Origin of the sequence: Hymenobacter sp. (assembly GCF_036388155.1) — a bacterium.
GTDB lineage: Bacteria > Bacteroidota > Bacteroidia > Cytophagales > Hymenobacteraceae > Hymenobacter.
Window position 1 is genome coordinate 1 of the sequence record NZ_DASVSI010000172.1, and the last position, 11,552, is coordinate 11,552.

Genomic DNA, 11,552 nt, shown 5'->3' on the forward strand with positions numbered 1-11,552 from the left:
GGGTCGGGCCGGTCGGCGGCCAGGGCCGCGGCCGACGCGGCGTCGGGGGCCGGAGCGGGCGCTCCTTCGAGTGGGGCAGAAGCCGCCGGCGGCGTGTTCGACAGCTGCGCGTCGGGGGCGGTGGTGGCCGCGCCGGTGGAGTCGGGCCGGCGTTCGTTGGTGGGCAGCGGCGCGTTAAGGGTCTGGCTGACCACCGACGGTTTTTCTTTTTCAGTGACCGTGGTGGCGCAGTTGGTTAAGAAAGCGAGCAGCCCGAGGGCGGCGAAAGACGAGCGGAAAAGTAGTTTCATGACAGCGGAATGGTAGGAGCCGGGCCCCTTGGCGCCGCGACCGGGGGCTTATACGGAGGCGGCGTGGTATTGGCTACTCCTGCGGGCGGTGCCCAAGCTCAACAAACAAGCCAAACGACTCCGGTAGGCATTAGGGGCATGGCCTTGCTCCCGTGGCGGCATGAACGCCGCCACGGGAGCAAGGCCATGCCGGCCAAGAAGGCATAAAGAATTGCTGCCGGCCACTGCTTGGCGCGCCCGAGCCAGGGCCTGAGTGAACGGCCCGGGGTTGCCCACATGCGCTGGTGTTCGCTGCCGGCGCACGGCCTTGGGCTACTGCTGTTGCTGCTCCTGTTGCTGGCGGAGCAGCAGTTCCATGTACCGCTGGTAGGAGTTCACGGGCTGTTCGGGGTCGGGCACTTCGTAGGCCGGGGCCGGCGCCAGGGTGGGTTGCTCCGCGTGGTCGGCCTGGTTGCTTTCGATGTTGACCGAAACCGTGAGCCGGTGCGTGCCAATGCCTTTGTAGGTGCCCTTCACGGGCGTGCAGTCCTGAAAATTGCGGCCAATGGCCAGCCGCACGTGCCCGTCGTTCACGATGCAGTTGTTGGTGGGGTCCACACCCAGCCAGCCGTAGAAGGGGATGTAGGCCTCCACCCAGGCGTGGGTGGCGCCGGTGCCGCGCACGCCTTCGTCCTTGGGGCACACGTAGCCGCTCACGTAGCGGGCCGGAACGCCCACCAAGCGCAGCATGGCCAGCAGCATGTGCGCAAAGTCCTGGCAAACCCCGGCTTTGAGCCGCCAGATTTCTTCGGCCGGGGTTTCCACGTTGGTCACGCCCTGGCGGTAGTCGAAGTGGTCGAAGACGTATTCGGACAGCACCAGCGCGTTTTTCAGCGGTTTTTCGGCGTAGTCAACCAGTTGGTTCAGCGTCGTTTTCAGGTCGGGCAGGGAAGGGAAATCTTCCTGCACCAGGAAGTCGATGAAGGCCGCGTCTTGCTGGCGGCTGCGCAGGTCGCGCCACTGCTCCTCGGCCGGCTGCTCGTCCATGGGAAACAAGATGGGCCGGGGCGTGACGGCCGCGTTCGACTCGATGACGAGCACCGTGTGCGGCGGCAGCACCGTAAACGTGCCCACCGTATTGCCGAACGCGTCGGTGTAGGTGTCGATGACGGTGTCCGGCCGCACGCCGGAATCGTGCGACACGCAGACCTCGTGCCGCTCCACCTCCAGCCGGTCATCGGCCAGGGGGTAGAGCATGATTTGGTTGGCGCCGTCAATCACCTCGGCGGCGTAGGTGTAGCGCGTGACGTGCTTGATGGTATAAGCGGACATGGCGGGCGGTTAGCTTCTTCCGAAATAATTTTTCCCCAGGGCCACGGCAATGTCGAGCAGCTCTTTGCGGGTGCGCAGCAGAAAATCGTTGAGCTGCGCCGGGTCGCCGGCCGACACGGTGCTGTACTTCACGTGGTTGGCCAGCTGGCCAATCAGGAACTCCAGGTTTTCGTGGCTTTCGGGCTTGCTGTCGCCTTTCAGCCGCTCAAAGTTCCAGTTCAGGCGGTTCAGGCACGAGTCGAGGGAGTGCGTGAAGTAAGAGTTGTGCAGCACGAAGCGCAGCACGCTGTCGGGGTTGAAGTTGCCGCGGTAGGTGCGCAGGTACAGTTCCTGGCCAGACAGCGAATGCAGCAGGTAGCGCAACTGCGGAATCTCGTCCTGCTTCTGCATTTGGGCGGCCACGCTGACCCATTGCAGGCGCAGGATGTCGGTGGTTTGGAGGGCCCGCTCCAGCATTTTGCCCAGGTTGAGGTAGCCGTAGCTTTCGTCGCGCGGCATGGTGTTTTGCACCGCCCCGATGAACATCAGGCCGTGGCCCATCAGCGCGTCAATGCCCGAAATGGGGTCGCCGTAGAGGATTTGCTGCGGAATTTCGCCCTCCCGAATGGCGTGGTAAAAGCGGTTCAGGCCCTGCCACACTTCCTGGGTGACGTGGTCCTGCACGGCGCGGGCGTTTTCGCGGGCCTGCAGCACGTTGCAATACGCCGAGGTGGGGTTGGTTTTGTTCAGAATCATGCGCTCCAGCACCCGGGGCGTGTCCTGCTCCAGGGCGGCAATCTCCTCCAAGGTGAGCTTGCCGCCGTAGCTGTACAGCAGCGAGCGCCAGCTGAAATCGCCTGGGTTGTCCTGCGACACCTGGTAGTGAATGCGGATGACCTGCAGCATGGCCTGGGTTCGTTCCATGTAGCGGGCCATCCAATAAATGGTATCTGCAACGCGACTAAGCATGTGGTGAGTTGGTGAAATGATGAGATGGTGAAGCGCTGAAATGGTGAAGGGGGAATTTGACGTGCCATTTGCTCAAGCTGCGCCGACGGTACGTCAAACTCCCCATTCACTGCCTCACCACATCGCCGCCGGGCCCCAGCACCCAAGTGTCTTTGCTGCCGCCGCCTTGCGAAGAATTCACCACCAGCGAGCCCGCCTGCAGGGCCACGCGCGTGAGGCCGCCGGGCACGATGTCGATGCCGCTGGGGCCGTACAGCGCGTAGGGCCGCAGGTCGATGCGGCGGGGCTGGAGCACTCCGTTGAGGTAGCAGGGCGTGGACGAGAGGCTGATGATGGGCTGCGCAATGAAGCTGCGCGGGTCGGCCGTGATGGCCTCGCGGAAGGCCTGCATCTGCTCGCCGGTGGCGCTGCTGCCGATGAGCATGCCGTAGCCGCCCGACTCGTTGGTGCGCTTTATCACCATCTGGTCCATGCGCTCGAACACCATTTTGCGCAGGTCCGGGTCGCTCATCTGGTAGGTGGGCACGGTGTTCAGAATGGGCTCCTCGTTGAGGTAGTATTTTATCATTTGGGGCACGTAGGCGTACACGGCCTTGTCGTCGGCCACGCCGTTGCCCATGGCGTTCACGATGGCCACGTTGCCCTTGCGGTAGGCCGCGTAAATGCCCGGCACGCCCAGCGCGCTGTCGGGCCGGAACACCAGCGGGTCCAGGAACTCGTCGTCCACGCGCCGGTAAATCACGTCCACCTGCTTCAGGCCGCGGGTGGTTTTCATGAACACGTGGTGGTTGTGCACCACCAGGTCGCCGCCTTCCACCAGCTCGATGCCCATGAGGCGGGCCAGCGTGGCGTGCTCGTAATAGGCCGAATTGTAGATGCCCGGCGAGAGCAGCACCACCGTGGGGTCGCTCACGTGGCGGTTGCCGAGGTCCATGAGGTTGCGAAACAGCAGGTCCGGGTAGTTTTTCACCGGCTGCACGTTGTTTTTGGGCAGCAGGTCGGGGTAGAGGCGGGAGGTGATGCTGCGGTTTTCGAGCATGTACGACACCCCCGACGGCGTGCGCAGGTTGTCTTCCAGCACGTAAAACTGGCCGTCGGAATTCCGAATCAGGTCCACGCCCGCGATGTGGGTGTAGATGTCGTGGGGCACCGACACGTTCATCATCTCGCGCAAAAACTGCGGGCAGGAGTAAATCAGCGTGGCCGGAATAATGCCGTCCTTGATGATGAACTGCTGGTGGTAGATGTCCTTGAGGAAGATGTTGAGCGCCTTGAGCCGCTGCTTGATGCCGGCCTCGATGTGCAGCCATTCCTCGTGCTGAATGATGCGCGGAATGATGTCGAAGGGGAAAATCTTCTCGATGCCCTCGCCGCTGTTGTACACCGTGAAGGTGACGCCCTGGCTCATAAACAGCTTTTTGGCCAGCTCGTCCTTGCGCGTCAGCTCCTCGTCGGGCAGGTGCTTGATGGCCGATACGAAATTGCGGTACTCCGGCCGAATGCCATCGTTATGGAACATCTCGTCCCAGATGTTGGGCTGCTCTTGGTAGGTGGTCAGTAGGGCGTTTTCTTTCATAGCAGGAGCGGGCCAGGCCCGCAGAGAGGAAGGAGTAGCAGTGCCAGAAGCAGAGGAACTTTCTACGGCAGAGGTGCTCAAAAGTTGGACTTTATAAAGCGGTATGCAAATGCGCTGGCGTATAGCATGGTGCCCGCTGAGCAGGCACGCTTTCTAGTTACTTGCCGAAATGAAATTTGAGTATTTGCCGCACAAACCGCGTTAACTACTGATATGACAAGAATAAAGCGCTATTTATCCGGCGGCGAACTCAGGTTTGCGTAGTAGCCTCATGCCCAGCTTTGTTGTTGGTATTAGCCTTCGTATGCAAGGTAAGAGTTGATTTAAATATGACTATTTGTGGAAGAGTAGCTGCGAAAATGCATGCCTCTAGCTACGCGTCAATGAGTATCTGATTCAACCCAAGCCCTGGTCACGCCGTTGGCTTTGACCGATGGCATGCCCGGCGCCCGCCTCGTCACCCAGTTGCCTTAGCCGCATTTCCTTATGAAGCTCTTCAATTGCACGCACTGCAAGCAGGTTGTTTACTTTGAAAACGACCACTGCGAACGGTGCGATTTCCCCCTGGGTTTTGAGGCAGCGCAGCAGCAAGTTGTGGCTCTGGAGCAGCGCGAGGCTCAAACCTATGCCGCTTACAACCAGCCCAACGGTGCCACCTATGCCTACTGCGCCAACCACGCCGAAAACGCCTGCAACTGGCTGGTGCCGGCCGGCAGCCCAGAGCCTCTGTGCCAGGCCTGCGTCCTCAACCGCACCATTCCCAAGCTGAGCGAGCCCGAGCACATTGCCCGCTGGCAAAAGCTGGAAGTGGCCAAGCACCGCCTGGTGTTCAGCTTATTGCAGCTGGGCCTGCCCATCGTCAGCAAAACTGAAAATGCCGAAACCGGCCTGGCCTTCGACTTTCTGGCCGACGAACAAAAGCCCCAGGGCGAAAAAGTGCTGACCGGTCACGACAATGGCCTGATTACCATCAACATCAAAGAAGCCGATGACGTGGAGCGCGAAATGGCCCGCAAAAACATGGACGAAGTGTACCGCACCGTGCTGGGCCATTTCCGGCACGAAGTCGGGCACTACTACTGGGACCGGCTCATTGACAACACGCCCCACCTGGCCGAGTACCGCCACCTGTTTGGCGACGAGCGCGCCGACTACGCCGAGGCCCTGAAAGTGCATTACGACCAAGGCCCGCCCGCCGACTGGAACCAGCACTACATCAGCGCCTACGCCACCACCCACTCCTGGGAGGACTGGGCCGAAACCTGGGCCCACTACCTGCACATCGTCGACACGCTGCAAACGGCTTCCGCCTTCGGCTTGCGCGTGCGGCCGCAGGTGAGCGAAGTCGAGGACCACCTCACGGCCCAAATCACCGAGGACCCCTACCAGATGGAAAGCATCGAGGAGCTGATGAAGCAGTGGCTGCCGCTTTCCCTGGCCCTGAACAGCCTCAACCGCAGCATGGGCCTGCCCGACGTGTACCCGTTTGTGGTGCCGCCCGCCGTCATCGAAAAGCTGGGTTTCATCCACAAAGTGTGCCGGCAGGCCGGCCACCGGCAAGGGTAACCGGCCTGCGGTGAAACGGCTGGCTAGCTGAAAGGCAGTCGTTTTGAGGCGCCGCGTGCGCGGTTGTCGGGGCCACAGCCGGGTGCAGTCGTATCGGGCTTGCACGGGCTGGAACGCCGGGCCGCTTTGCCACCTGCGAGCCGTTGCGGTAAATGGCCTACACAGTACCTTTGCCCGCAAGGAAGCTGCCTGTGGTTACTCAGGGCCGGACCCTGCGCCAACTGCCCTTTCCGGCTTGGCGCGGCGGGTTCTCTGAGAGCGGGCAGGCCCGGTTGAGACCTGTGCTGGTTGCCGGCCGTCTGATTTTCACAGTACTAACATTTGTTTATGGCATTGCAATTTGATTTGGTCGTGGTTGGCAGTGGCCCCGGCGGGTACGTGGCCGCCATTCGGGCGTCGCAGTTGGGGTTGAAAGTGGGCGTCATCGAGCGCGAGTCGCTGGGCGGCATCTGCCTCAACTGGGGCTGCATCCCCACCAAAGCGCTGCTGAAATCGGCGCAGGTGTTTGAATACCTCAACCACGCCGCCGACTACGGCCTGAAGGCCGAAGGCGTGGGCTACGACTTCGGCGCCGTGATTTCGCGCAGCCGCGGCGTGGCCGACGGCATGAGCAAGGGCATCAACTTCCTGTTCAAAAAGAACAAAATCGAAACCGTGATGGGCACCGGCAAAGTGCTGGCCCCCGGCAAAGTGGAGGTGACCAAGGCCGACGGCAGCAAGGAAACCGTTGAAGCCAAATCCATCATTCTGGCCACCGGCGCTCGCTCGCGCGAGCTGCCCACCATGCCCGTCGACAACAAAAAAATCATCGGCTACCGCAAGGCCATGGCCATGGAGCAGCTGCCCAAGCGCCTCGTGGTGGTGGGCTCGGGCGCCATCGGCGTCGAGTTTGCTTACTTCTACCGCACCATGGGTTCGGAAGTGACGGTGGTGGAGTTCCTGCCCCGCATCGTGCCCGTGGAGGACGAAGAAGTGTCGCGCCAGATGGAGAAGTCGTTCCGCAAAATTGGCGTGAACGTGCTCACCAGCGCCGAAGTAACCAAGGTGGACACCGCCGGCGAAGGCTGCAAAGTGACCATCAAAACCGCCAAAGGAGAGCAGGTGATTGAGTGCGACGTGGTGCTGAGCGCCGTGGGCGTGACCACCAACCTCGAAAACCTCGGCATCGAAGAGCTGGGCATTAAAGTGGAGCGCGGCCGCGTGATTGTAGACGACTACTACCAGACCAACGTGCCGGGCATTTATGCCATCGGCGACATCGTGCCCGGCCCCGCGCTGGCCCACGTCGCTTCGGCCGAAGGCATCATTTGCGTCGAGAAAATCGCCGGCCATCACCCCGAGCCGCTCAACTACCAGAACATTCCCGGCTGCACCTACGCCTCGCCCGAAATTGCCAGCGTGGGCTACACCGAAGCCGAAGCCAAGGAAAAAGGCTACGACATTCTGGTGGGCAAGTTCCCCTTCTCGGCCTCGGGCAAAGCCAGCGCCGGCGGCGTGAAAGACGGCTTCGTAAAAGTCATCTTCGACAAAAAGTACGGCGAGTGGCTCGGCGCCCACATGATTGGCTCGAACGTAACCGAGATGATTGCCGAAGTGGTGGTCGCCCGCAAGTTGGAAACCACCGGCCACGAAATCATCAAGTCGGTGCACCCGCACCCCACCATGTCGGAAGCCGTGATGGAGGCGGCCGCCGCGGCGTATGGCGAGGTGATTCACTTGTAGAAAGCAGTTTCTCAGTAAACAAGAAGGCCCGGCTGATTCAGTCGGGCCTTCTTGTTTCCAGTAGTATGAATCAGCTACCTTGCTTTCTGCAACAAGCATTTTTAAATGAATCCTGCCAACAATATTCTGCTCTACCAAGCTCCTGATGGGCAAACGCAACTGGAAGTAAAGTTTGACCAAGAAACCGTGTGGATGACGCAGGCGCAAATGGCAGAGTTGTTCGGCCGTGACCAAGGGGTTATTAGCCGCCATTTAAAAAATGTCTTCACTACAGGTGAATTGATGGAGGAATCGAGTGTGCAAAAAATGCACATTGCTTCATTATCTGTTGATGATGAGAAAGATGGAGATTTTATGCAAAAAATGCATAAAACCCTCAGTGGTCGTCCTACCAGCTACTATAACTTGGATGCCATTATCTCTGTCGGTTACCGTGTTAATTCCATAAAAGGAACACAATTCCGTCAATGGGCCACGAATATCCTACGCCAATACCTCGTGCAGGGCTATGCCCTCAATGAGAAGCGCCTGCGCGAAAGTGCCCGTCAACTGACTGACCTCAAGCGGCTGGTGCAGTTGCAGGGCGAAGTGGCGGCGAATCAGGAATTGACTTCCGACCAATCGGAGGCTTTGCTGCGGGTACTGGGCGACTATGCTCGTGCCCTCGACGTGCTCGACCAGTACGACCACCAGCGCCTGCGGGTGCGTGGCACGGCTACGGAAGAGCCTTTTGAGCTGACCTATGAAGCCGGCTTGGAAGCGGTGGAAAGCCTGCGGACCCAGTTTGGCGGCAGCGCGCTTTTCGGGCGGGAGAAAGATGCTTCGTTTCAAAGCTCGGTGCGGACTATTTACCAGAGCTTTGGCGGTGAGGACTTGTATCCGAGCGTAGAGGAGAAGGCAGCCAACCTGCTGTACTTCGTGGTGAAAAACCACTCGTTTTCGGATGGAAACAAGCGCATTGCAGCGTTTCTGTTCGTGTGGTTTCTCGACCGTAATAAATGCCTGTACCATCCCGATGGCTCACGCCGGCTGGCCGATAACGCCCTCGTGGCCCTCACGCTGCTCATCGCGGAAAGTAAACCCGAGGATAAAGACACAATGGTGACGCTGGTGGTGAACCTGATTAATCAGGACAACTAATGCGGTGCTCAACCATGTCGGAAGCCGTGATGGAAGCGGCCGCCGCCGCGTACGGCGAGGTGATTCACCTGTAGAGCTGGGAGTATATCTTTACTTCGCAGTAGAGATAAAAGTCCCGACAGAGTACCTGCCGCGCCTGCCTTCACTTTTCAAGCACGCTAGTTAAAGCTATGCCCTTCAGGGCAAGACTTTAGTTGCTACTCACCTTAAGGCGTTTGGTAGCTTTGCGGCATGAGGCAGCGAACAGGCAGCCATTCGGTTCACAAGCTGGAAGTGCATGTGGTGTGGAGCACGAAGTACCGCTACCAGGTGCTGACCGGCGACGTGCAGTTGCGCTGCCGGAACTTGTTGCGCCAGACGTGTAATGGGCTGGACGTGCGAATTTTGAAAGGCGTAGTGAGCAAAGACCACATTCATTTGCACGTCTCGTATCCGCCCTCGTTCGCGCTACGTGAGCTAATGCGACGACTGAAAGGGCGCAGTGCCAAGCTACTGCTACAAGAATTTCCCGAGTTGAAACGTCGGTATTGGGGCGGTCATTTTTGGGGCATTGGGTACGGCGCTTGGAGTGTGGGCAACATCACGGACGAGTTACTGGAAGCGTACTTGAACCATCACAAAGACCAACCCAATGGGGACGAGAATTTCATTCTGGCATAGCCCACTTGTAGTGGTTGTCTTTCAGTCGGCTTTAGCCGAAACCACCGACTTTCAGTCGGAAGGCAAACCTATGGACTTACAATCCATAGTCGTTTAGTTGTAATTCGTTCAAGAGCATGAAGCAGAGGTATAAATGGGGCGTGTTGTTGGTGAATAGCTGGCTGGCGAGCTGTACTTCGCCGACGGAAAAGCAAAGCTTGGAAGCAGTGGCTCAATTCTATGGCGGCAGCGTAGGATTCACCAAAGGAGCCAACGCGACCACCGAAACCGCTGTTGCGCATGGCAAGTATTTGGAAATTTCCCTCAATGCGTCCGGAATTGGCAAGCGCTACAGCGACTTGCAAATACCCGCTTCAAACTGCGCCCATATGGTATACGAAAAGTTTTCGCCGGCCGAACAACAGGCCTATGACTACTTGAAAGTGAGTCTGAATGATTCTGGCGGAGCGCATGCGTACACTTTTCGAAAGACTGAACTGGCAACGGCCGCACAGGCTGGACTCGACCTGAATGCATTCATGATTGACCTGCAAACGGAAGACCATGACAAGGTGCTAAAGGCTTTCAACCCAGAGGTGCTGGGGGCAGAGGCGCAGGCAAAACTGCCCGAACAGTTGGCGAAAATTGAGCAGTCCGTGGCGTCCATTACCGATTACCGGGTGGAGGGTTACGCACCGGTCACCATTGAGCTAGGCAAGAAGGAAGTCAAGTTGGTTCGATTCTACTTAACGGTGGTGCATGCAGGCAAAACCAGCCGTTTGTCGCTGCTGATTAACCCACAAATGCACCCTGACCAACCGTTTCTCTACGGGATGCAGGTTGCCTGATTTCCTACTGACTTACCAAGTAGGCTGACTTATTGCGAGTAGGTCGATTCGATGGCAACCGATTGGTTGTTGACAATTGCGGGCAGCTTGTGGCTTAGCACCAATTTTTTGCTGGTCAACTCTTTAATCTCGCGGGAATAATCGGTTCGGGGCGTGATGCCCGTCATGATTATGGTGTTGCCGTTCTTTACGTAAGGCGCGGTGAAGGAAAGCTGGCCGCCGCTGTACTCCTCGAAGGTGCTGGCCGAGATGGCCACGTAGTCGCCGGAAGTGCCGGTGCGGTGGTAATCCGCCACGACTTGGCCGGTGGTGGCGTCGGTGTTGGTAACGTGTTGGCTCGTGAGGTTCCAGCGGCCGGGCAGGGCCGCGGGGGGCGGCTTTTTGTCTTCGCAGGAGACCAGGGCAGTGGCCAAGCCCACCATGCCGATAAAACCGCGCAGAGCGGGAGTAGAAAAAGTCATAGGCGATTTCTGAATCAGAATAATGAATGCGAAAATAATTGAGTCCAAAACTAGTCCTGAACGGGCATTAGCGGCACTTCCGGCGCGGGGACGGGCTTGGGCTTTTGGCTCACCAGCCACACCCCCAGGAAGATGAGCACTGCCTGCCCGGCCTTGCCCCAGGTGAGGTGGTCTTTGCCCAAGCCCACGGCAATGAGCACGGCCAGCACCGGCTGCAGGTAGATGTAGACGCCCAGCAGGGCAGGGGAGGCGTACTTCAGGGCCCAGTTGTTCAGCAGGTAGGCCAAGATGGTGAGGAACACCACCATGTAGCCGATTTCGAGCCAGATGTAGAGCGGGAAGCTGGCATAATTGGCCGTGAAAACCTCGCGCCAGCCGAAGGGCACGGCGATGACTGCCCCAACCAGAAAAATGCGCGACAGCACCGTGAAGGCGTGGTACTTGCGCATCAGCGGCTGCACCAGCACCAGGTAGAGGCCAAACACGGTGGCATTGGCCAGAATGAAAACATTGCCCAGCGTGGCCTGTGGGTACACTGCGGCTTGCACGTTGCGGCTGAGAACGAGCGAACCCGCGCCAGCCACTCCCACGGCAATGCCCAGCACCCGGGGCACGGTGATTCTTTCACTCAGCAACATGGCCGAGGCAATGACCACCACAATGGGCGCAATGGTCTGCAGCAGCGAGGCGCTGATGGGCGAGGTGAGGTTCAGGCCCGAAAAAAACAGCAACTGATTGACCCCAATGCCGCAAATGCCGCACAGAATGGACCGCAGGTTATCGGCCCTGCCAAGGATTCTGTCCTGCGGGGCTACAAAATATTTGATGATGGAAAAGAACAACACCGCGCCCAAAATGCGCAACGTGACAACGCCAAACGGCCCCATGTAGCGCGGCATCACGTCTTTCGACAAGCTGTAGTTGGCCGCATAAATGAGCGCGACAAAGAGCAGGGCCGCGTGCACGCGGAAGGAATTGCGCATAGAGTGGAGAAGATATAGCCTGCGGTAGCGCGAACTTTGTAGCTCGCGTCCCCGCGCCGTTCGCAACC

General features: G+C 59.0%; 11 protein-coding genes. 5 read left to right on the forward strand and 6 right to left on the reverse strand.

The genetic code is table 11. The features are described from left to right. The 4 genes from VF629_RS24125 to VF629_RS24140 all read right to left on the reverse strand — a co-directional run. Nucleotides 1-290: hypothetical protein (locus VF629_RS24125; RefSeq protein ID WP_331061074.1), on the reverse strand; the 290-nt coding region annotated here is incomplete at its 3' end. 312 nt (nt 291-602) lie between these two features. Then, entirely contained in the window at nt 603-1,601 is a 999-nt protein-coding gene (locus tag VF629_RS24130; protein WP_331061075.1) for a transglutaminase family protein, read from the reverse strand. Nucleotides 1,602-1,610: 9 nt separating this feature from the next. Continuing rightward, a complete protein-coding gene (locus VF629_RS24135) occupies nt 1,611-2,549 on the reverse strand; it encodes an alpha-E domain-containing protein (RefSeq protein WP_331061076.1) in 939 nt (312 codons plus the stop codon). Between the two features lie 106 nt (nt 2,550-2,655). Then, entirely contained in the window at nt 2,656-4,125 is a 1,470-nt protein-coding gene (locus tag VF629_RS24140; RefSeq protein WP_331061077.1) for a circularly permuted type 2 ATP-grasp protein, read from the reverse strand. A 486-nt stretch (nt 4,126-4,611) separates the two neighbouring features. On the opposite strand from VF629_RS24140, the gene VF629_RS24145 reads away from it, so the two are divergent. The 5 genes from VF629_RS24145 to VF629_RS24165 all read left to right on the forward strand — a co-directional run bounded on the left by VF629_RS24145 (nt 4,612) and on the right by VF629_RS24165 (nt 10,040). Then, nucleotides 4,612-5,691 (forward strand): putative zinc-binding peptidase, encoded by a 1,080-nt coding sequence (locus VF629_RS24145; RefSeq protein WP_331061078.1) that lies wholly within the window; start codon nt 4,612-4,614, stop codon nt 5,689-5,691. Between the two features lie 327 nt (nt 5,692-6,018). Continuing rightward, entirely contained in the window at nt 6,019-7,413 is a 1,395-nt protein-coding gene (gene lpdA / locus VF629_RS24150; protein WP_331061079.1) for a dihydrolipoyl dehydrogenase, read from the forward strand. Between the two features lie 105 nt (nt 7,414-7,518). Then, nucleotides 7,519-8,553: a virulence protein RhuM/Fic/DOC family protein gene (locus VF629_RS24155; RefSeq protein WP_331061080.1), complete on the forward strand. Its 1,035-nt coding sequence runs from the start codon at nt 7,519-7,521 to the stop codon at nt 8,551-8,553. A gap of 231 nt (nt 8,554-8,784) precedes the next feature. Beyond that, entirely contained in the window at nt 8,785-9,213 is a 429-nt protein-coding gene (tnpA, locus tag VF629_RS24160) for an IS200/IS605 family transposase (RefSeq protein WP_331061081.1), read from the forward strand. Between the two features lie 116 nt (nt 9,214-9,329). Further along, nucleotides 9,330-10,040, forward strand: a complete 711-nt coding sequence (locus VF629_RS24165) for a hypothetical protein (RefSeq protein WP_331061082.1) — start codon at nt 9,330-9,332, stop codon at nt 10,038-10,040. A gap of 29 nt (nt 10,041-10,069) precedes the next feature. Here VF629_RS24165 and VF629_RS24170 read toward each other — a convergent pair whose 3' ends face one another. Together VF629_RS24170 and VF629_RS24175 are read right to left on the reverse strand one after the other, a co-directional pair. Then, the gene (locus tag VF629_RS24170) at nt 10,070-10,501 is read right to left on the reverse strand and encodes a hypothetical protein (RefSeq protein ID WP_331061083.1); all 432 of its coding nucleotides are present in this window, start codon (nt 10,499-10,501) and stop codon (nt 10,070-10,072) included. A gap of 50 nt (nt 10,502-10,551) precedes the next feature. After that, nucleotides 10,552-11,484, reverse strand: coding sequence for a DMT family transporter (locus VF629_RS24175; RefSeq protein WP_331061084.1), 933 nt, complete (start codon nt 11,482-11,484; stop codon nt 10,552-10,554). Between the last annotated feature and the right edge of the window lie 68 nt (nt 11,485-11,552).

Coding starts and splice junctions, on each gene's coding strand:
- VF629_RS24130 (WP_331061075.1), bottom strand. CDS start 1,601: ATGTCCGCTTATACCATCAAGCACGTCACGCGCTACACCTACGCCGCC.
- VF629_RS24135 (WP_331061076.1), bottom strand. CDS start 2,549: ATGCTTAGTCGCGTTGCAGATACCATTTATTGGATGGCCCGCTACATG.
- VF629_RS24140 (WP_331061077.1), bottom strand. CDS start 4,125: ATGAAAGAAAACGCCCTACTGACCACCTACCAAGAGCAGCCCAACATC.
- VF629_RS24145 (WP_331061078.1), top strand. CDS start 4,612: ATGAAGCTCTTCAATTGCACGCACTGCAAGCAGGTTGTTTACTTTGAA.
- lpdA (WP_331061079.1), top strand. CDS start 6,019: ATGGCATTGCAATTTGATTTGGTCGTGGTTGGCAGTGGCCCCGGCGGG.
- VF629_RS24155 (WP_331061080.1), top strand. CDS start 7,519: ATGAATCCTGCCAACAATATTCTGCTCTACCAAGCTCCTGATGGGCAA.
- tnpA (WP_331061081.1), top strand. CDS start 8,785: ATGAGGCAGCGAACAGGCAGCCATTCGGTTCACAAGCTGGAAGTGCAT.
- VF629_RS24165 (WP_331061082.1), top strand. CDS start 9,330: ATGAAGCAGAGGTATAAATGGGGCGTGTTGTTGGTGAATAGCTGGCTG.
- VF629_RS24170 (WP_331061083.1), bottom strand. CDS start 10,501: ATGACTTTTTCTACTCCCGCTCTGCGCGGTTTTATCGGCATGGTGGGC.
- VF629_RS24175 (WP_331061084.1), bottom strand. CDS start 11,484: ATGCGCAATTCCTTCCGCGTGCACGCGGCCCTGCTCTTTGTCGCGCTC.